Source organism: Mycobacterium sp. M23085 (genome assembly GCF_045343915.1).
Classification (GTDB): Bacteria; Actinomycetota; Actinomycetes; order Mycobacteriales; family Mycobacteriaceae; genus Mycobacterium.
This window is the reverse complement of sequence record NZ_CP174280.1, coordinates 1401598-1421776: the sequence shown is the minus strand read 5'-3', so window position 1 is coordinate 1421776 and position 20179 is coordinate 1401598. Positions and strand designations below refer to the sequence as shown.

The window sequence follows — 20179 nt, the reverse complement described above, 5'->3', positions numbered from 1 at the left end:
CTGCCGCCGCCCGAACGCCCGGCTGGACGGGCACTCGGGGACGAACGCCCAGCTGGCCGGGCACTCGGCGAGCTCCTGCGCGACATAACGGTTGGGTCTCGGTGTGTCGGCGCTGCTGTCCAGGCCGCAGTTCTTAACATTTGCACCGATGGCAACTAGAACAACACTGGCCTCATCCGCCTCAAGCTTGCTGCTGGTCGCGGTCATCGTCCTGTCCGGCTGCACGCCCCGGCCCGACGGCCCCGGCCCGGCGGCGGAGAAGTTCTTCCGCGCCCTGGCCGTCGGTGACACCGCGACCGCCGCGCAGCTCAGCGACAGCCCCAACGAGGCGCGCGAAGCGCTCAACGCCGCCTGGTCCGGCCTGCAGGCCACCCACCTCGACGCGCAGATCCTCAACGCCAAGTACGCCGAGGACAGCGGGACCGTCGGCTACCGCTTCACCTGGCACCTGCCTAAAAACCGGACCTGGACCTACGACGGCCAGCTCAGGATGGCGCGCGACGAAGGGCACTGGGCGGTGCGATGGACCACCACCGCGCTGCACGCCAAGCTGGGCGAACACCAGACGTTCGCGCTGCGCGCCGACCGGCCGCACCGCGCCTCGGTGAACGAGCTCGGCGGCAGCGACGTGCTGGTGCCGGGCTACGTGTACCACTACACGCTGGACGCCACGCAGGCCGGGCCGGCCCTGTCCGGCACGGCGCATGCGATCGTCGACGTGCTGCACCCCTTCAACGGGGCCCTCAACGACCCCCAGCTGCTCGCCGAGCAGGCCAGCTCGACGCCGCATCCGGTGGACCTGGGGGTGACGCTGCACCCCGACGACAACGACAAGGTGTCCCCGCTGATCGGGCACCTACCCGGCGTCGTGGTCACGCCCCAGCCCGAGATGCTGCCCACCGACCCGCATTTCGCGCCGGCGGTCGTCTCCGCGGTGAAGAAGGCCGTGGTCGACCAACTCGACGGTGAGGCCGGCTGGCGGGTGGTGAGCGTCAACCAGAACGGCGTCGAGGTCGAGGTGCTGCACGAGGTCGAGGGGTCGCCGGCGCCGTCGGTGTCGATCACGCTGGACCGGGTGGTGCAGAACGCCGCCCAGCGCGCGGTCGACAACAAGGGTGGCAAGGCGATGATCGTCGTGATCAAGCCATCGACCGGGGAGATCCTTGCGATCGCGCAGAACGGCGGCGCCGACGCGGACGGTTTACCCGCCACCAACGGCCTGTTCCCGCCGGGGTCGACGTTCAAGATGATCACCGCCGGCGCGGCCGTCGACCGCGGCATGGCGACGCCCAACTCGATGCTCGGCTGCCCGGGCCACCTCGACATCGGGCACCGCACCGTGCCCAACTACGGCGGCTTCGATCTCGGCGTGGTGTCGCTGTCTCGCGCGTTCGCCAGCTCGTGCAACACCACGTTCGCGGAGTTGAGCAGCCGGATGCCGCCTCGCGGCCTGACCCAGACGGCCGCCCAATACGGGATCGGCCTGGACTACACGGTGGACGGCGTCACCACCGTGACGGGATCGGTGCCACCGACGGTGGACCTGGCCGAACGCACGGAGGACGGCTTCGGCCAGGGCAAGGTGCTGGCCAGCCCGTTCGGCATGGCCCTGGTGGCGGCCACGGTCGCCGCCGGCAAGACACCCGTGCCGCAACTGATCGTGGGCCGGCAGACGGCCGTTCAGGGCGACACCACGCCGATCAGTCCGAAGATGATCGATGCGCTGCGCCCGATGATGCGTCTGGTGGTGACCAATGGGACCGCCAAGGAGATCGCCGGCTGCGGTGAGATCTACGGCAAGACCGGTGAGGCCGAGTTCCCGGGCGGATCGCACTCCTGGTTCGCCGGCTACCGCGGCGACCTGGCCTTCGCCTCGCTGATCGTCGGAGGCGGCAGTTCTGAGTGGGCGGTCCGGATGACCAAATTCATGTTCGAAGCGCTGCCGCCGAACTTCCTGGCCTAGTCAAATGGCGGCGACCCGCAGCGCCCGGCTATGCCGCGCTTGCGATCGCCCCTAGTCAAATGGCGGCGACCCGCAGCGCCCGTCCGCGACGGCGGCATCAGCGGTAAATTGCCAACATGACCGATACCGGCGGCGACATGGTGGCCTTGCGGGTCTCCGACGCCGACCGCAACGGCACGATGCGGCGACTGCACAACGCCGTCGCCCTCGGGCTGATCGACATCGACGAGTTCGAGCAGCGCTCGTCGCAGGTGTCCTACGCGCGCACCCGGGGCGAACTGGACGGTCTGGTGGGCGATCTGCCGGGGCCGGGCGCCATCGTCACCTCCGCGGCCGACCGGGTGGAGCTGCGAGGCTGGGCCGGTTCGCTCAAGCGCCACGGTGAATGGACGGTGCCCACCCGCCTGGCCCTGGTCCGCAGGCTGGGCTCGGTAGAGCTCGACCTCACCAAGGCCCGGTTCGCGGGGCCGGTGGTGGTCGTCGAACTCGACATGAGATTCGGCTCGGTGGAGATTCGATTGCCCGACGGCGCCAGCGCGTCGATCGATGACGTCGAGGTCTACGTGGGCAGCGCCAGCGACCGGCGCAAAGACCCACCCGGTGAGGGCCGGCCGCACGTGGTGCTGACCGGGCGGGTGGTGTGCGGCTCGGTGATCATTCGGGGACCGCGCCGCTCGCTGCTGCGCCGCCAGCGGCTCTGATCGCTGCGCTGGACCCCGGTTAAGCTGGTCGCATGCCTGCTCGCACCGCGCTTTCGCCCGGAGAGTTGTCCCCGACTCTGCCGGTGCCCGGCCGTATCCCGCGCCCGGAATACGTCGGCAAGTCCACCGCCCAGGAGGGCAGCGAGCCGTGGGTCCAGACACCCGAGGTGATCGAGAAGATGCGCGTCGCCGGCCGGATCGCGGCCGGCGCGCTGGTGGAGGCGGGCAAGGCCGTCGCGCCCGGGGTGACCACCGATGAGCTGGACCGCATCGCCCACGAGTACATGGTCGACCACGGCGCCTACCCCTCCACGCTGGGCTACAAGGGCTATCCGAAGTCGTGCTGCACGTCGCTCAACGAGGTGATCTGCCACGGCATCCCCGACTCGACGGTGATCCAAGACGGTGACATCGTCAACATCGATGTCACGGCCTACATCGACGGGGTGCACGGCGATACCAACGCGACTTTCCTGGCCGGCGACGTCTCCGAGGAGCACCGGCTGCTGGTGGAGCGCACCCGGGAGGCGACGATGCGCGCCATCAACGCCGTCAAGCCCGGACGTGCCCTGTCGATCGTGGGCCGAGTGATCGAGTCGTACGCGAATCGGTTCGGCTACAACGTCGTTCGTGATTTCACCGGCCACGGTATCGGCACCACGTTCCACAACGGCTTGGTGGTCCTGCACTACGACCAGCCGTCGGTGTCCACCGTCATGCAACCGGGGATGACCTTCACCATCGAACCGATGATCAACCTGGGCGGCCTGGACTACGAGATCTGGGACGACGGCTGGACGGTGGTCACCCGGGACCGTAAGTGGACCGCGCAGTTCGAGCACACCCTGCTGGTCACCGACACCGGCGTAGAGATCCTCACCTTGCCATGACGTTTGCCGGATGACCGGAGCGCTGCTGGTTGCGGGCACCAGCTCCGACGCCGGGAAATCGGTGGTGGTGGCGGGCCTGTGCCGGTTGCTGGCCCGTCGCGGCGTCCGGGTCGCGCCGTTCAAGGCGCAGAACATGTCTAACAACTCCGTGGTGACCGTCGAAGGCGGCGAGATCGGCCGCGCCCAGGCCATCCAGGCGCGCGCGGCGGGGCTGGAGCCCAGCGTGCGATTCAACCCGATCCTGCTCAAGCCGGGCAGTGACCGCACCTCGCAGCTGGTGATCAAGGGTCGGGTCGCCGAATCGGTCAGTGCCAAAAGCTATGTGCGGCATCGCGATCGGTTGGCCTCCATCGTCCTCGACGAATTGGACTGCCTGCGTCACGAATTCGATGCGGTGATCTGCGAGGGGGCGGGTTCGCCGGCCGAAATCAACCTGCGCGCCACCGATCTGGCCAACATGGGCCTGGCCCGGGCCGCCGATTTGCCGGTGCTACTGGTCGGGGACATCGACCGCGGCGGCCTGCTGGCGCATCTGTTCGGGACGGTCGCGGTGCTCGAACCCGACGACCAGGCGCTGATCGCGGGGTTCATCGTCAACAAATTCCGCGGTGACCCCGCGCTGCTCGAACCCGGACTGCGCCGGCTGCAGGACATGACCGGTCGCCCCACCTACGGCGTGCTGCCCTACGCCGACGAGCTGTGGCTGGACGCCGAGGACTCGCTCTCGGTGGTCGCGCACCGCGTCGTCGGCACGCCCGCGCCGCCGCGCGGTGACCAGTGGCTGCGGGTGGCCGCCATCCGGCTGCCCCGGATCTCCAACTCCACCGACGTCGAGGCGTTGGCCTGCGAACCGGGTGTGCTGGTGCGCTGGGTGACCGACCCCGCCGAGGTCACCGACACCGACCTGATCGTCATCCCTGGCAGCAAAGCCACCGTCTCCGACCTGTGTTGGCTGCGCGACCGCGGCCTGGCCGACGCGATCACCGCGCATGCCGAAGCCGGCAAGCCGGTGTTGGGCATCTGCGGGGGATTTCAGATGCTGTGCAGTCGCCTAGACGATCCGGTCGAGTCGGGCGCGGCCGGCGTGCCCGGCCTGGGGTTGCTCGACGCCGACATCGCCTTCGATCCCGACAAGACCTTGCGCCGCTGGCAGCAGCCGCTCACCGGCTACGAGATCCATCATGGCCGGGTCGTCCGCTGCACCGAGGCGAGCTGGTTCGACTCCGATGCGGATTCCCAGGGTGTGGTGCGCGGCGCGGTCTTCGGGACCCATTGGCACGGCTTGCTCGACAACGACGACTTCCGCCGCGCCTGGCTGCGCCGGGTCGCCGACGCGGCGGGTCGCGTCGGCTTCGTGGTCGGCGAGGTCAACGTCGCCGCGCGGCGCGATGCCCAACTCGATGCGGCCGCCGACATGCTGACGTCCCATCTCGACATCGAGGCTGTTCTCAGCCTGCTTGATGGTCCACCGCCACGGCGACCGCATCTCGCAAGTCACTTGTGGCCGTAGGACATTCGCGGCCACCGCAGCTGGACGCGACCGTTGACGACCCGGTTGAAAAAACCGGTTTCGCGCAATTGATGCCGAAGAATCGTCGCGCACGCATGCCGTTTAGTTGTAGCGTGCTGGGGTGTCCTCGATGATGACCACCCTGGACGGGTTCCCCGTGCCGGTGGTTGTGGGCGGCCCGGAAAACGGCGTCGTCGTCGTCATCTTGGGCGACGAGGACCGCGTCCCGGCGGCGTACGACGCGGTCTGCGAGCGGCTGCACACCGCCTCGCTGCGGACGGTGGTGATCGGCTTCGATCCGCGCCTGACCCCCAAGTCGGTGATCGGCATCCTCGACGCGCTGGGCATCGGGTGGGCGGTGGTCATGGGCGACCGCGCCGGCGGCGAGCTCGCCTGGGAACTGACGGCAACCCGGCTGGGCCGGTTCGTCGGTCTGGTGGTGATCGACCGCGGCCACCCGCGGGCCGGCGATTACGAGGGCGCGGTCACTGACGGACACTGCCCGCCGGTCGAGATCGGCACCACCGTGTTGGTCAGTTCGCCGGCCGCCCGGGCGGTGGCCGAGGCCAGCCAGCGTTACGTTTACGCCGAATACCGGGTGGTCCAGCTGGGGCGGCGCACCGTGCAGGAGTCGACGGCGCAGTTGGCCGCCGAGATCATTTTGCGCGCCAGCACCTGGTAGCGCCTGGTTGACTGACGGTCATGGCCAGTGAAGAAAGTGCCGTGACCGATCCCGACGCCGCGATGTTGTCGTTGACCGCGCTGGAAGGGCTAGTGGGCGCCGGCGAGGTGGACACCGTCATCGTCGCATTCGCCGACATGCAGGGCCGGCTGGTCGGCAAGCGGATCGACGCGCGGCTCTTCGTCGACGAGGTGGCCGCCCACGGCGCCGAGTGCTGCGGCTACTTGCTCGCCGTCGACGTCGACATGAACACCGTCGGCGGCTATGCGATGTCGAGCTGGGACACCGGCTATGGCGACACGGTGGCCAGACCGGACCTGCCCACCCTGCGGCGCATTCCCTGGCTGCCCGGCACGGCGTTGGTGCTCGCCGACGTCGGCTGGGCCGACGGGCGTCCGGTCACCGTGTCACCCCGGGCGATCCTGCGCCGCCAGCTCGAGCGGCTGGCCGAACGCGGGCTGGCCGCCGACGTCGCGACCGAGCTGGAATTCATCGTGTTCGACGAGCCGTATCGCCAGGCGTGGGCCAGCGGATATCGCGGGCTGACGCCGGCCAGCGACTACAACATCGACTACGCGATCTCGGCGTCGTCGCGCATGGAGCCGCTGCTGCGCGACATCCGGCGCGGGATGATCGGCGCCGGGCTGCGATTCGAAGCCGTGAAGGGCGAATGCAACAGGGGGCAGCAGGAGATCGGTTTCCGCTACGCCGACGCGCTGGTCACTTGCGACAACCATGTCATCTACAAGAACGGTGCCAAGGAGATCGCCGATCAGCACGGCAAGAGCCTGACGTTCATGGCCAAATACGATGAGCGAGAAGGCAACAGTTGCCACGTGCACCTCTCGCTGCGCGACCCGCAGGGCGGTGCGGTGTTCGCCGACCCCAGCCGCCCCCACGCCATGTCGACGACGTTCGGCGGTTTCCTGGCCGGCCTGCTGGCCACGCTGCGTGACCTCACGTTGTTCCATGCGCCGAACATCAACTCCTACAAGCGATTCGCCGACGGCAGTTTCGCGCCCACCGCGCTGGCGTGGGGTTTGGACAATCGCACCTGCGCGCTGCGGGTGGTCGGTCACGGGCCCAGCACCCGGGTCGAGTGTCGGGTTCCGGGCGGCGACGTCAACCCGTATCTGGCGGTGGCGGCGATCGTTGCCGGCGGGCTGTACGGTATCGAACAGGGCCTGGAGCTACCGGAGCCGTGCGCGGGAAATGCCTACCAGGCGCCCGGCGTGCAGCGGCTGCCCGGCACGCTCGCCGAGGCGGCCGCGGTGTTCGAGCGCTCGGCGCTCGCGCGGGACATGTTCGGCGACGACGTTGTCGCCCACTACCTGAACAACGCCCGGGTCGAGCTGGCGGCGTTCAACGCGGCGGTCACCGACTGGGAGAGGATGCGTGGGTTTGAACGGCTCTGAGTTCGATGGTGGCGACCCGCCGCGCCCGGCTTCGCCGCGCTTGCGATCGCCACAGTTCGATGGTGGCGACCCGCCGCGCCCGGCTTCGCCGCGCTTGCGATCGCCACGCCCGGTAGTCGGCCTGACGACGTATCTCGAGCAGGTGCAGACCGGCATCTGGGACATCCGCGCCGGGTATCTGCCCGCCGACTACTTCGAGGGGGTGATCCTGGCCGGCGGCATCGCGGTGTTGCTGCCGCCGCAACCGGTGGCCGCCGAGATCGTCGACTCGGTGCTGGACGGCTTGCACGCGCTGGTGATCACCGGGGGATACGACCTGGATCCCGCCAGCTACGGCCAGCAGCCGCACGCGACCACCGACCGGCCCCGCGCCGACCGCGACGCCTGGGAGTTCGCGCTGTTGCGGGGCGCGCTGCGGCGCGGCCTGCCGGTGCTCGGAATCTGCCGGGGCGCCCAGGTGCTCAATGTGGCGCTGGGCGGCACGCTGCACCAGCACCTGCCCGACGTGCTCGGCCACAGCGGTCACCGGGCGGGCAACGGGGTGTTCACCAGGCTGCCGGTGCGCACCGTGTCCGGAACCCGGCTGGCCGCGCTGGTCGGGGAGTCCGCCGATGCGCCCAGCTATCACCACCAGGCCGTCGACCGGGTGGGGGACGGCCTGGTGGTCAGCGCGCGGGACGCCGACGGCGTCGTCGAGGCGCTGGAGCTGCCCGGCGACAAGTTTGTGCTTGCGGTGCAATGGCATCCGGAGCAGACGCTGGAAGACCTGCGGTTGTTCGCCGCGGTCGTCGACGCGGCGCGGTCGTACGCGGGACGCGCGCGTTGAGCGCCGCGCAGCTGATCAACCCGGCGACCGAGGAAGTGTTGCGCTCGGTCGAGTGCGCCGACGCCGCCGCGGTCGACGACGCGGTGGGACGGGCCCGGGCGGCCCAGCGGCGGTGGGCGCGGTTGTCCCCGGCCGAGCGGGCCGCCGGCTTACGGGCCTTCGCCGCCGCCGTCGACGCGCACCTCGGCGAGCTGGCGGCCCTCGAGGTGGCCAACTCGGGGCACCCCATCGCGTCCGCCGAATGGGAGGCCGGTCACGTCCGCGACGTGTTGAACTTCTACGCGGCCAGCCCGGAACGCTTGTCCGGCAAGCAGATTCCCGTGGCCGGTGGTCTGGATGTCACCTTCAACGAACCGATGGGCGTGGTCGGCGTGATCACCCCGTGGAACTTCCCGATGCCCATCGCGTCGTGGGGCTTCGCCCCGGCCCTAGCCGCGGGCAACGCCGTGCTGATCAAACCCGCCGAGGCGACGCCGTTGACCACGATGCGGCTCGGTGAGTTGGCGGTGCGAGCCGGGCTGGACGCCGACCTGCTGCAGGTGCTGCCGGGACGGGGCGCGGTGGTCGGCGAGCGGTTCGTCAGCCATCCCGACGTTCGCAAGATCGTGTTCACCGGGTCCACCGACGTCGGTAAGCGGGTGATGGCCGGCGCCGCCGCTCAGGTGAAGCGGGTGACCCTGGAACTGGGCGGCAAGAGCGCCAACATTGTCTTCGCCGACTGCGATCTCGAGCGCGCCGCCGCGACCGCCCCGGCCGGAGTGTTCGACAACGCGGGACAGGACTGCTGCGCCCGCAGCCGAATCCTGGTGCAGCGCAGCGTCTATGACCGGTTCATGGAGCTGCTCGAGCCCGCCGTCGCCGGCGTCGTCGTCGGCGACCCGGCATCCCGTGACACCCAGATGGGCCCGTTGGTGTCGGCCGCGCACCGCGACAAGGTGGCGTCCTATGTGCCCGACGACGCGCCGGTCGCCTTCCGCGGCACGGCGCCGGTCGGCCGCGGATTCTGGTTCCCGCCAACGGTTCTGACGCCGCAGCGCACTGACCGGGCCGCCACCGAGGAGATCTTCGGCCCGGTGGTCACGGTGCTGGCCTTCGACGACGAGCACGACGCCGTCGCCCTGGCCAACGACACCGCCTACGGGCTGTCCGGATCGATCTGGACCGACGACCTGTCCCGCGCGCTACGCGTCTCCCGCGCGGTCGAAGCCGGGAATCTGTCAGTGAATTCACACTCGTCGGTGCGATACAGCACGCCGTTCGGCGGTTTCAAGCAGTCCGGGCTGGGCCGCGAACTGGGCCCCGACGCGCCGATGCACTTCACCGAGACCAAGAACGTATTCATCGCGATCGGAGAGGACTAGCTGGTGGCGGTCGATCTCACCCAACGATTGGCGGGCCGCGTGGCCGTCGTCACCGGCGCCGGCGGCGGCATCGGGCTGGCCGCGGCGCGGCGCATGCATGCCGAGGGCGCCACCATCGTGGTGGGCGACATCGACGGCGACGCGGGCGGCGCGGCGGCCGACGAACTGTCCGGCTTGTTCGTGCCCACCGACGTGTCGGACCAGGCCTCGGTCGACGCGCTCTTCGATACCGCGGCGCAGGCCCATGGGCGCATCGACATCGCGTTCAACAACGCCGGCATCTCACCGCCCGACGACGACCTCATCGAGAACACCGAACTGCCGGCGTGGCAACGCGTTCAAGACGTCAACCTGAAGTCGGTGTACCTGTGCTGCCGGGCGGCGTTGCGCCACATGGTCCCCGCGCAGAAAGGGTCGATCATCAACACGGCATCGTTCGTGGCCGTCCTGGGCTCGGCGACGTCGCAGATCTCCTATACCGCCTCCAAGGGGGGTGTGCTGGCCATGTCGCGCGAGCTGGGTGTGCAGTTCGCCCGCCAGGGCATCCGGGTGAACGCGCTGTGCCCCGGTCCGGTCAACACCCCACTGCTGCAAGATCTTTTCGCCAAGGACCCCGAGCGGGCCGCGCGCCGGCTGGTGCACGTGCCGGTGGGCCGCTTCGCCAGCCCCGACGAAATCGCCTCGGCGGTAGCGTTTTTGGCCAGTGATGACGCATCGTTCATCACCGCGTCGACGTTCATGGTCGACGGTGGCATCAGCGCGGCCTATGTGACTCCGCTTTAACCTCCGTACTCGCTGGCCGCATGTGGGCCGGGCCGCTCGCTGACCGCGACCAGGCGAATCGGCGCGCCGATCCGGTCTTCGCGCAACCGCTGCAGCGTGGGGGCCGCGGCCGCCCAGTCCCGCGGTACCGACAGGACGCCGACCGCGGTGCGACGACCCAGGGCCGCGTTCACGCGGTTGGCGTCAGCCGGCTTGGGGAACAGCGACTTCAGGGCCGCCATCTTATTGATCGAATTGAGGTGGCCGATCGCGAAATCCGACAGCGCGGTCACCGAAGTCAGTTTGGACAGCGACGGGGTGACCGGCGACAGGGACGCCTCGAGCGTCGTCAGCGGCGACTCCGACAGCCGTTTGAGTGCGCCGGGTATCGCCGACATCACCTCGCAGCCGGCCGATATGACATGCAGCGCCGACTGCGCGACCCAATCACGTTCCTTCACAACGGGATTGCCGGGCGGAGCGGGGAAGGGAGCGATCGTCACGGCGGCTGCCGCCGCCACGGCGTAGCCATACATGGCAGCGACGTTTCGCACCCACATCGCGTCGTATTCGGCATCGGCGTCCGCGATCGACGCGCTCAGCTGGCCTAGACAATTCGTCGACACCAGCGACATTCGTCGCGTGCAGTTGGCCGCGATCTCCGGTGGTGGCACCATCGCCGTGAAGGCCGACTGGTACGCGCCGACCGCCGCCTTGAGCTGGGTGGCCGCGTGCTCACTTCGGTCTCCGGCGGCGTCCAGCCAGTCGACATAGCGAGCCACGGCTTCGGTGCGAGCGTTCGGAGCCGGGACCTGCTCGCCCGCCCCCAGCTTCGCCGTCACCGCACGGTAGTCGGCCGCCGCGCTGAAGAGCCGCGCTGCCAACGTCTCCCACGCTGCGGCGGCCTGCATCATCGATGCTGCGCCGGGGCCCGAAAACATCAGCCCGGAGTTGACCTCGGGGGGTAGCGTCGCGAAATCCATTACAACCTCCGCCTGCCTGTGGCGGTACAAGTGGTGCCCGAGAACATGAGGGTCTTCTTTCACGAGATAGACGCGGGGGTTACAGGCCATCGGGCGCGTGCCTGTCGGGGGGCGCGGTGCGCCGGCGACATTCGCTCGGCCCGGGCGCAACGATCAGCGGCGGGCGACGCAGATTCGGGTTGCGATATCTCGGTCGGACGGCATGGCCGCGGGAGCGCGGGCGGGTGCGCCGACGGGCGCGCACCCTATCGGGGTGAACGACGCGGGCGCCGGCGTCAGCACAGATTGCGGCGACAACCGATTCCACGTCGGCGGCCATTCCTTCGTCATCCAGGCGCTGTGGAACGGCTTGGTGTTGGTCTTGTTCGCCGGTGCCGAAGACCGCGACACGGCCGCGGCGGCCCGGTCGAGGGCCGGGGTACGGTCCTGCATCGGTCCGGCGTGCGCGCCGGCGGCCGCCGCTGACCACGCCGCCGGTTCCGGCAGCGCCGCCGCGGCGGCGTTGGGCCGCAACGCCGAACCGGTGATCAGGGCGACGAACACGCCGAGCGCCGCGGCAACCGCGATGGCAGGCTGCCATCGCCGAGTTTCGCCAACGCCAACTCCCCGGAAAACCACAGTGCACCGAATGTACCGCGCAGAAGTTGGTGAACGGTTGCGGCGAGCTGTGAACTCGATTCGAGTCCGGTGTGTGTTTGCGCAGGTGGTGTGCCTGGCCCATCGGCCACCGAGAGCTAAGGCCTACTAAGGCCGGAAAACGATCAGCGGAATCGCCATCTCCGCCGCGGTGGCGCCGCCGTGAAATCCGACCAGGCGCGACGTTTCCGGCGGCTCATGCGCGCTGGCCAGCAGCGCGGCGTCGCCGGAACAGACGACGACCACGTCGCCGAGCCGGCCCAGGTGCGGCCCCGCGACCGGGCCGAACATGCCGCTGGCCACCGCCTGCTCGCGGCTGTACACGGCGGCGCGGCCGTCCAGCAGCTCGGTCCACGCGCCCCGCACGTCGGCGGCGGCGCCGGGCTCGGTGTGCAGATACCGCACCCGCGGTTCGCCGGCCACCAGCCGGATCCCGGCGGCCAGCCGGGCATCGGTGTCGAGGTCGATGCGCGCCTCGGGCGGGACGTTGATGCCGCCGTGGTCGGCGGTCACCAGCGCCGCGGTATTCGCGGGCAGCGCGCCGAGCAGACGCGAGAGCAGCGCGTCGACATTCGTCGCCGCGGTATGCCATTGGTCCGAGCCGATACCGAAGACATGGGCGGCGGTGTCGAGCTCGGCGGTGTAGCCGTACACCAGCCCGGGCGCCGCACGCAGCTCGTCGGCCACCAGCCGCGGGTAGTCGTCGGCGGGGTTGGCCGCGCGGATTTCGGCGCCGCGGTAGGCGGCCTCGGTGAGACCGCTGCCGACGAACGGCGCCGGCAACACGGCGCGGGCGCTCACGCCAGCCTTCTTGAGCCGCTCGAACCAGGTCGGCACCGGCTGCCACACGACGGGGGACGGGTCATCGCGCCACCGGACGTGGTTGAGCACCCGATCGGTGCCGGGCACCCTGAGCGTGAAGCCGAGGATCCCGTGTTCGCCCGGCAGCGCACCGGTGCCCAGCGACACCAGGCTGGTCGGCGTGGTCGACGGGAATGTGCAGTCCAGCCGGGTCAGCCGCCCGGTGGCGCCGGCCAGCACGGACGCAAGCAGCGGCGCGCTCCCGGCCAGCTGCGGAAGCAGGTGCCAGCCCAGCCCGTCGATCAGCATGACCAGTACCCGGTCGAGCCGGTCGGCGCCGACCGCGTCCGTCACCGCAAGCTTGTCCAGGTTGTCCGAAGGATCCGGGACGCCCAGCAGCGCGGCCGCGGCCGGCAGCACGTCGCAGATTGAACCGGGCACCGGGCCAGTCTGGCGGCGAAGTCAGACGCGCGCCAGTCGTTGGCCTGTCGCCAGCAACTGCCGTTTCGTGCTGTCGGTCAGCGCGCACAGCTGCGCCGGCGACAGCCTGCCGCACAACCGGCCCCAGTGCATCGCCACCACATCACCGGCGGCCACGTCGGGCACCGCGCTGTACCCGTCGACCGACACCTCGAGCACGCGCGCCGACGGCTCCGCCAGTGTGAGCGCCTGGCCGTCCCAGGCCAGACGTCGGCACAACACCTCCACTCGGTTGGCATCGCGGGACAGCACTGTGCCGGGCGTGATTCGGCAATTGTCCAGCACGCTCAGCGGCTGCTCGTCGATACCTCGACCCAAAAACCGCGTCCACGGGTACACCCCGAACACATGGAAGCAGTGATTGCCGGCGGCCTCGCACGCCAGATCCGCCGTCAGGTGCGACCAGTAGTGGCCCGCCTGCGGGCCGATGATCGCCAGCAACGCGTCGAAGAATTCCCGCGGCTCCAGCTCGGCGGCGACGCCTCCGCCCAGCCAATACGATTCGACCAGACGGTAATCCAGCGGGTCGGCGATGCCGGTCAGCTCCGACAGCACCCGCAGATACGGCCACGCGCCGGAAAACCTCGTCGCCGCCCTGCGCATCTCGGCCACCGACCCGTCGCGCAAGGTGGCTCCCAACGGCGGTCCGCAATAGCCGAGCGCGTTGGGCGCGTAGGCGTAGTGGGCGAACATCTCAACGCCCTTGTCGCGGCTGTCCATATCGGCCAAGGATCACCCGCGTCCGGCCTGGCCCACCAGCTTGACCGCGTCCCGGTGCATGCGGCCGAAGTTGTAGTAGGCCGCGCAGGCCCCTTCCGGGGACACCATGCACGTCCCGATCGGTGTCTCCGGTGTGCAGGCGGTGCCGAAAACCTTGCATTCCCAAGGCTTTAGGACACCCTTGAGTACCTCGCCGCACTGGCAGGCCTTGGGGTCGGCGACCCGCACGCCGGGCATCGCGAACCGCAGCTCGGCGTCGAACTCGGCGAAATCGTCGTGCAGCCGAAGCGCGCTTTGGGAGATGAAGCCCAGCCCGCGCCATTCGAAGTGCGGGCGCAGCGCGAACACCTTGCCCATCAGCGCCAGGGCCGCGGGGTTGCCGTGCTCGGGTACCACCCGCTTGTACTGGTTCTCCACTTCGCAGCGGCCCTCGCGGATCTGACGCAGCAACATCGCGACCGAAGCCAGGATGTCTAGCGGTTCGAAACCGGCCACCACCAACGGCTTTCGGTACACTTCGGGGACGAACCGGTAGGGGCGGTTGCCCACCACGGTGGACACGTGACCGGGCCCGATGAAACCCGACAGCCGCAGGTCCGGTGACTCCAGGATGGCCCTGATGGGCGGGACGATGGTGACGTGGTTGCAGAAGACGCTGAAGTTGGGCAGGCCCAGCTCGCGCGCCCGCACCAGGGTCACCGCGGTGGACGGCGCGGTGGTCTCGAAACCGATGGCGAAGAACACCACCTGCTTGCCGGGATTGTCGACCGCGATCTTCAACGCGTCCAGCGGCGAGTAGACGAACCGCACGTCGGCGCCGCGGGCCTTGGCGTCCAGCAGGCTGCCGTGCGAGCCGGGCACCCGCATCATGTCCCCGAAGCAGGTGAAGATCACGTCGGGTTGGCGGGCCAGCCACATCGCGTCGTCGATGCGGCCCATCGGGATCACGCAGACCGGGCAGCCCGGGCCGTGCACCAGTTCAACCTTGTCGGGCAGCAGGTGTTCGATGCCGTGCCGGTAGATGGTGTGCGTGTGCCCGCCGCACACCTCCATGAACTTGAACTGCTCACCGTCGGTCCCGGCCAGGTGTTCGATGGCCACCAGCAGCTTGCGGGCCGCGGCCGGGTCGCGGAACTCGTCAACGAATTTCATTGCCGCTCCTCGTCAAACGATGGCCGACGAATCGAAGGCCTGCATTTCGGTCGTGTAGGTGTCGCCCAGTCTCTTGATGGCGGCCAGGGTCAGCAGCGCTTCGGTCTCGTCGATCTTTGCCATCGCGAACCCGACGTGCACCAGCACCCAGTCGTCCGGTGCGGGCAAGTCGTTCTCCAACAGCCGGACGCTGATCACCCGCTGCACGCCGCTGACGTCGACCTTGGCCAAACAATTGGCGGGATCGGTGATCTCCACGATCCGGCCAGGAATCCCCAGACACATGTTCGGTTATCTCCCTTCGTTCTCTGTCGTGGCGACCCGCTGCGTCCGGCTTCGCGGCACTTGCGATCGCCACGTCAGCAGATCCGCGGCAACGGATCCCCGACGAGCATGTCGACGATCCGGGTGCCGCCGAATCCGGTGCGCAGCACCACGCTTTCGGCGGGCTCGGTGACGATTTCGCCGACCTCGGCGGCCTCGGCGCCCAGCGGGTGCGACCGAAGCGCGTCGAGTCCCGACCGAGCCTCGTTCGGCGCGACGACGGCGACGAACTTGCCCTCGTTGGCGACGTACAGCGGGTCGATGCCGAGCAGTTCGCAGGCGCCGACGACCATGGGCGCCACCGGAAGTCGCTCCTCTTCGAGCAGCACGCCGAGGCCGCAGGCCTGGGCCAGCTCGTTGCACACCGTGCCGACCCCACCGCGTGTCGCGTCGCGCATCCATCGGGTGGACGGGGCCGCCGCCATCAACAACTCCACCAACGGGCTGACCGACGCGGTGTCCGAGGCGATGTCGGCCTCGATGGCCAGATCGCCCCTGGCGAGCATCACCGCCATGCCGTGATCGCCCATCGAACCCGACAGCAGCACCTTGTCTCCCGGGCGCACCGCCCGTGCCGACAGCGTGCGGCCCGCCGGGATGACACCGGTTCCGGCGGTGGTGATGAACAGGCCGTCGGCCGCGCCCTTGGGGACCACCTTGGTGTCGCCGGTGACCACCTGCACGCCGGCGCCCGCGGCCGCGGCGGCCATGTCGGCGACGATCTCGCGCAGTTCGGCGATGGGGAAACCTTCTTCGAGCACGAAGGCCGCCGAGATCCAGGACGGCACGGCGCCGGCCACCGCCAGGTCGTTGCAGGTGCCGTGGATGGCGAGTTGTCCGATGGACCCGCCGGGAAACCGGCGGGGCTGCACCACAAACGAATCCGTCGACATCGCCACCCGCTCGCCGCTGGGCAGGTCCAGGACGGCGCCGTCGCCCATCGACTCCAGCAGCGGGTTGCGAAACGCCTCCACGAAGACCGCGTCCACCAGCGCCGCCGACGCCTTGCCGCCCGCCCCGTGCGCCAGGGTCACGTGGTCGTCGAGCAGTCGGGGGCGACGCCGGCGGAACGACTCGATCCGCTCGATCACGTCGCCCTCGCCGAACCGCGGTCCCGACGACAGGTAGTCGTTCGCTGGCTTGTTCATGCCGCCCCCACCCCTCGATCGCCGCCGAGACAGTCGTGCACCGCCGACCACAGTTGATAACCCAGCAGCGCCTGCGATTCCTGAATCCGGTGCACGCTTTGCGAGCGAACGACGAAGCAGGCGTTCACGTTCGGGTTGTTCACGAAGGCGCCGCCGTCGTAGCCGGCGAAACCGATGGTGTACAGGCCGCGCTTGCGCGCCTCGGCCAGCGCGGTCAGCAGATTCGGCGAATTGCCACTGGTCGACATCGCGATCGCGATGTCGCCGTCGCGCGCGCGGGCGATCAACTGCCGGGCGAACACCAGCTCGAAGCCGACGTCGTTGCCCAGGGCGGTCAAGATCGCCTGATCGGCGGTCAACGACCACGCCGGCAGGGCATTGCCGAGCGGTGGCCGCGCGAACAATCGCGCCAGCGTGCTGCAATCGGTGCAGCTGCCGCCGTTGCCGAAGGTGAACAACCTTCCGCCGGCGGCGAATCGGCGCGCCAGCTCGCCGGCGGCCTCCGCCAGCAGGTCGGCGTTGGCCTCCAATGTGGCGCGCCGCAACGCCACGCTCTCGGACGCCTTGGCCCGTGCGGACGCGGCCAGGTCGGCGAGCAGCGCCGAGGCGTCGTCCTCTTCGGCGTCGATGAACGGGTACAAGAAGTTGGTGGGTTCGTCGGTGGGATTCATGAAACACCTTCTCGCTCTTCATCATCGCCGACGCGGTCTGATGGCGCTGCTCCTCGGGTCCCGGCTACGCCGGCATCCTCGTCGCAGACGCGGCTGATCGCCGTGCCGGCGTGCACCAGCACCAGCTCGCCGGGCGACACTGGGTCCACGAGTGTGGTGACCACATCCTCGAGTCCCCGGGCGGTGCGCACCCTGGCTTGACCGTCCACCGCAGCGCTCACCACTTCACCGAGCCGGCCTTCGTCGCTGCAGGTGACACACACCTCGTCGTCGTCGCCGTCGGGTTTGAGCAACCCGGAATGCTCGAAACACACATGGGTCAGCTCCCACAGCAGGTGGTAGAAGAGCACGAAGCCGCCGGTGGCGGGCACCCGCGGATCGGGATCGTCCAGCCAGAGCACGTGATCGGCCATGGCCGCCGCGGGTGGGTCGCCGCTGCCGATCCATATCGTGGTGGCGCCCCATGCCGGGGCACGGCGCATCACCGAGCGCACCTCCGCGTTGCCCGCGCCGGATATCGCGACCACGATGTCGCCGGGCCGCACCGATACCCGGACCAGATCCACCAATTCGGGCCCGGTCAACGCCACGGCCGGCAGGGCCCGCTTGCCCATGATCACCGGATGGACGAATTCGACCGCGATGTGCAGCGCATGGGGTTCCCACGACGGCGCGATGGACCACATGGTGGCGCCCGCGGCGAATCGCCTGGCCAGCGTCAGCGCGGTGGCGGCAAGGTCTTCGGACAGTTCGGCGCTCAGCCCGCGATCGATGGCGGTGGTGATCATCGCGTCCACCCCTCCTCCTGCGCGGTCAGCACCGATACCGCGGCCTGTCCCAGGGCCAGCCCGCCGTCGTTGGGCGGCACGATGCGATGCGTTATTACCTCGAATCCGCTCTGCTGCAACCTCTTACGGCAGTACTCCAGCAGCAGGACGTTCTGGAATACCCCGCCGGTGAGGCCCGCCAGCGCGGTGGAGCCCGCCACCCGGGTGACCACCTCGGCGACCGCGACGGAGACCTCCCGGTGAAACGCCGCGGCCAGCACCGCCGGTGGTGTCCCGGCGTACAGTGCCGACACCATGGTCTGCACCATCGGGGCCGGATCGATCACCCCGTCGGGGCGCACCGGCAGCGGCAACGACGGCTGCGTGGACGTCACATCAACCGATTGCGCCAGCGCCTCGAGTTCGATCGCGGCCTGGCCCTCGTAGTCGATGCGGTGCCGCACGCCGAGCAGCGAGGCGACGGCATCGAACAGGCGGCCCATGCTCGAACACGGCACGCAGCCCGCCCCGGTCTCCAATTGCGAACGGACGAGCCGCAATTCGTCGGCCGTCGCGGCGGTAACCGGCGCCAGGTCGGGGGTCCAGTCGATGTCGGCATTCCACAGCTGGGACAGCGCCATCCGCCATGGGTTGCGCACCGCCGCGTCTCCGCCGGGCAGCGGCACCGCCAACAGGTGGCCGGCCCGGACGAAGCGGTGGCTTCGGGTGTCGAGCGTGACAACCTCACCGCCCCAGACGGTGTCGTCGCAGCCGTATCCGGTGCCGTCGAAGGAGACCCCCACGATGGGTTCGCCGAGGCGCCCGTGTTCGGCCAGCAGCGACACCACGTGGGCGTGGTGGTGCTGGACCAGGTCCAGTGGGCGCTCGCCCGCACGGCGCTCCGCCCAGCTCCGGGTGTGATAACCGGGGTGCAGGTCGGCGGCCAAGCGCACCGGCCGGCCGCGGATTTCGCTCAGCTGGGTCACCGCCCGCTCGAACGCGCGTAGCGTCTCCCAGCTGGCCATGTCGCCGATGTGGCCGGACAGGTAGGCACGGCGGCCGTCGGTGAGGCAGCAGGTGTTCTTCAGTTCGCCGCCGACGGCCAACACGGCGGGGCCGTCGAGCCTGAGGTCGATCGGCAGCGGGGCGTAGCCACGGGACCGGCGGATCGGCAGCTCGTGGGCTCCCTCATCATCGTGGACGACGCGCACCACCGAGTCGTCACACGGCACGTGAATCGGCCGGTCGTGGTCGAGCACCGCGTCGCATAGCGCCGGAAGCCGTTGTGCGGCATCATCTTCGGTGAAGCAGATCGGTTCATCCGAGCGGTTGGCACTGGTCAGCACGAGCGCGTCGGGCACCGGTCCGGCGCTGCCCGGCACCGGCGCCAGCAGCAGGTGATGGATGGGGGAGTACGGCAGCATCAGCCCCAGCAGCGGATTGCCGGGTGCGACGGCCTCGGCGACGGGCGCGCCGGCACGCCGCCGCAGTAAGACGATCGGCCGAGCCGGACCGCACAGCACCGCCGCCTCGGTGCCGTCGACGTGAGCGTAGCGGCGGGCCACATCGAGATCACGAACCAGGATGGCAAAAGGCTTGGCGCCACGAGCTTTTCGCGCGCGCACTACGCCGACCGCCGTCGCATCGTCGACGGCGCAGGCCAGGTGGTAGCCACCGACTCCCTTGATGGCCACCACGGCACCGGTTGCCAGCGCGGCCTGGGCGGCGCTCAGTGCCTCGTCTGAGCCGCGCACCCGGCCGGCCGGCGATGCAAACCACAGGGTCGGCCCACAGTCCGGGCAGGCGATCGGCTGTGCGTGGAATCGGCGGTCCGCCGGATCGCGGTATTCGGCGGCGCAGCGCGCACACATGGCGAACGACGCCATCGTGGTGGCCGGCCGGTCATAGGGCAGTCCGGTGATGATGGTGAACCGGGGCCCGCAGTTGGTGCAGGTCACGAACGGGTGCCGGTAGCGGCGATCGAGTGGGTCGAACAGTTCGGCGACACAGTCGTCGCACAACGCGATGTCGGGGGGAATCGGGGTGGCCGCGCCGGGAGCCAATTGGCTTGGCACGATGCGGAATCCGGCCGGGCGGCCGGCGCGGGTCGCGACGTCGGTGACCCGGATGTCGGTGATCCGCGCCAGGGGCGGCGCCTCGGCGCGCAGCCGGCGGCCGAACTCCGTCACCCGCGCCGGGGAGCCCTGTACCTCGAGAAAGACCGCACCCGAGTCGTTGCCGACGAACCCGGTCAGACCCAGTTCGGTCGCGATCCGATGCACGAACGGGCGGAAGCCGACCCCCTGGACCACGCCGGTCACCGTGACGCGCTGCCGCACTTGGGTGTCCGGGGCGCCGGTCCGCAACAGCAGGGGGGTATCGGTCAT

Annotated in this window: 19 protein-coding genes; 9 read left to right on the top strand and 10 right to left on the bottom strand. The window is 69.7% G+C overall.

The genetic code is table 11. The features are described 5' to 3' along the window. Positions 1 to 148 precede the first annotated feature (148 nt). The 9 genes from ACIUM1_RS06245 (at position 149) to ACIUM1_RS06205 (ending at position 10131) form a co-directional block, all read left to right on the top strand. The gene (locus ACIUM1_RS06245; RefSeq protein ID WP_406816367.1) at positions 149 to 1963 is read left to right on the top strand and encodes a penicillin-binding transpeptidase domain-containing protein; all 1815 of its coding nucleotides are present in this window, start codon (positions 149 to 151) and stop codon (positions 1961 to 1963) included. A gap of 116 nt (positions 1964 to 2079) precedes the next feature. Then, on the top strand, positions 2080 to 2664 hold the full coding sequence (locus ACIUM1_RS06240) for a DUF1707 domain-containing protein (protein ID WP_163710455.1): 585 nt from the start codon (positions 2080 to 2082) through the stop codon (positions 2662 to 2664). Between the two features lie 32 nt (positions 2665 to 2696). Beyond that, the gene (gene map, locus ACIUM1_RS06235) at positions 2697 to 3554 is read left to right on the top strand and encodes a type I methionyl aminopeptidase (protein WP_406816366.1); all 858 of its coding nucleotides are present in this window, start codon (positions 2697 to 2699) and stop codon (positions 3552 to 3554) included. A 10-nt stretch (positions 3555 to 3564) separates the two neighbouring features. Beyond that, positions 3565 to 5064 carry a cobyric acid synthase gene (locus tag ACIUM1_RS06230; RefSeq protein ID WP_406816365.1) on the top strand — a complete coding sequence of 500 codons (1500 nt, stop codon included), beginning with the start codon at positions 3565 to 3567 and terminating at the stop codon, positions 5062 to 5064. A 130-nt stretch (positions 5065 to 5194) separates the two neighbouring features. After that, positions 5195 to 5746 carry an alpha/beta hydrolase gene (locus ACIUM1_RS06225; RefSeq protein ID WP_406817556.1) on the top strand — a complete coding sequence of 184 codons (552 nt, stop codon included), beginning with the start codon at positions 5195 to 5197 and terminating at the stop codon, positions 5744 to 5746. A gap of 20 nt (positions 5747 to 5766) precedes the next feature. After that, entirely contained in the window at positions 5767 to 7161 is a 1395-nt protein-coding gene (locus tag ACIUM1_RS06220; RefSeq protein WP_406816364.1) for a glutamine synthetase family protein, read from the top strand. Continuing rightward, positions 7142 to 7987 carry a gamma-glutamyl-gamma-aminobutyrate hydrolase family protein gene (locus ACIUM1_RS06215; protein ID WP_406816363.1) on the top strand — a complete coding sequence of 282 codons (846 nt, stop codon included), beginning with the start codon at positions 7142 to 7144 and terminating at the stop codon, positions 7985 to 7987. The genes ACIUM1_RS06220 and ACIUM1_RS06215 overlap by 20 nt, the downstream gene beginning before the upstream one ends. Then, positions 7984 to 9348 carry an aldehyde dehydrogenase family protein gene (locus ACIUM1_RS06210; protein ID WP_406816362.1) on the top strand — a complete coding sequence of 455 codons (1365 nt, stop codon included), beginning with the start codon at positions 7984 to 7986 and terminating at the stop codon, positions 9346 to 9348. Before ACIUM1_RS06215 ends, ACIUM1_RS06210 begins: the two co-directional genes overlap by 4 nt. Before the next feature lie 3 nt (positions 9349 to 9351). Beyond that, positions 9352 to 10131: a 3-oxoacyl-ACP reductase gene (locus ACIUM1_RS06205; protein ID WP_406816361.1), complete on the top strand. Its 780-nt coding sequence runs from the start codon at positions 9352 to 9354 to the stop codon at positions 10129 to 10131. Here the strand turns inward: ACIUM1_RS06205 and ACIUM1_RS06200 are convergent. The 10 genes from ACIUM1_RS06200 to hypF all read right to left on the bottom strand — a co-directional run bounded on the left by ACIUM1_RS06200 (position 10128) and on the right by hypF (position 20179). After that, on the bottom strand, positions 10128 to 11093 hold the full coding sequence (locus ACIUM1_RS06200; protein ID WP_406816360.1) for a PPE family protein: 966 nt from the start codon (positions 11091 to 11093) through the stop codon (positions 10128 to 10130). The two genes, ACIUM1_RS06205 and ACIUM1_RS06200, sit on opposite strands and share 4 nt — an antisense overlap. 153 nt (positions 11094 to 11246) lie before the next feature. Further along, positions 11247 to 11636: a hypothetical protein gene (locus tag ACIUM1_RS06195; protein ID WP_406816359.1), complete on the bottom strand. Its 390-nt coding sequence runs from the start codon at positions 11634 to 11636 to the stop codon at positions 11247 to 11249. A gap of 201 nt (positions 11637 to 11837) precedes the next feature. Next, positions 11838 to 12971, bottom strand: coding sequence for an alkaline phosphatase family protein (locus ACIUM1_RS06190; protein WP_406816358.1), 1134 nt, complete (start codon positions 12969 to 12971; stop codon positions 11838 to 11840). A gap of 21 nt (positions 12972 to 12992) precedes the next feature. Further along, entirely contained in the window at positions 12993 to 13730 is a 738-nt protein-coding gene (locus ACIUM1_RS06185) for a DUF6390 family protein (RefSeq protein ID WP_406816357.1), read from the bottom strand. A 12-nt stretch (positions 13731 to 13742) separates the two neighbouring features. Then, a complete protein-coding gene (gene hypD, locus ACIUM1_RS06180) occupies positions 13743 to 14882 on the bottom strand; it encodes a hydrogenase formation protein HypD (protein ID WP_406816356.1) in 1140 nt (379 codons plus the stop codon). 12 nt (positions 14883 to 14894) lie between these two features. Then, positions 14895 to 15167 carry a HypC/HybG/HupF family hydrogenase formation chaperone gene (locus ACIUM1_RS06175; RefSeq protein ID WP_406816355.1) on the bottom strand — a complete coding sequence of 91 codons (273 nt, stop codon included), beginning with the start codon at positions 15165 to 15167 and terminating at the stop codon, positions 14895 to 14897. A gap of 74 nt (positions 15168 to 15241) precedes the next feature. After that, positions 15242 to 16354 carry a hydrogenase expression/formation protein HypE gene (gene hypE / locus ACIUM1_RS06170; protein ID WP_406816354.1) on the bottom strand — a complete coding sequence of 371 codons (1113 nt, stop codon included), beginning with the start codon at positions 16352 to 16354 and terminating at the stop codon, positions 15242 to 15244. Next, positions 16351 to 17025 carry an SIS domain-containing protein gene (locus ACIUM1_RS06165; protein ID WP_406816353.1) on the bottom strand — a complete coding sequence of 225 codons (675 nt, stop codon included), beginning with the start codon at positions 17023 to 17025 and terminating at the stop codon, positions 16351 to 16353. Before ACIUM1_RS06165 ends, hypE begins: the two co-directional genes overlap by 4 nt. Next, positions 17022 to 17813 (bottom strand): HypC/HybG/HupF family hydrogenase formation chaperone, encoded by a 792-nt coding sequence (locus ACIUM1_RS06160; protein WP_406816352.1) that lies wholly within the window; start codon positions 17811 to 17813, stop codon positions 17022 to 17024. Before ACIUM1_RS06160 ends, ACIUM1_RS06165 begins: the two co-directional genes overlap by 4 nt. Continuing rightward, positions 17810 to 20179, bottom strand: coding sequence for a carbamoyltransferase HypF (gene hypF / locus ACIUM1_RS06155; protein ID WP_406816351.1), 2370 nt, complete (start codon positions 20177 to 20179; stop codon positions 17810 to 17812). The genes ACIUM1_RS06160 and hypF overlap by 4 nt, the downstream gene beginning before the upstream one ends.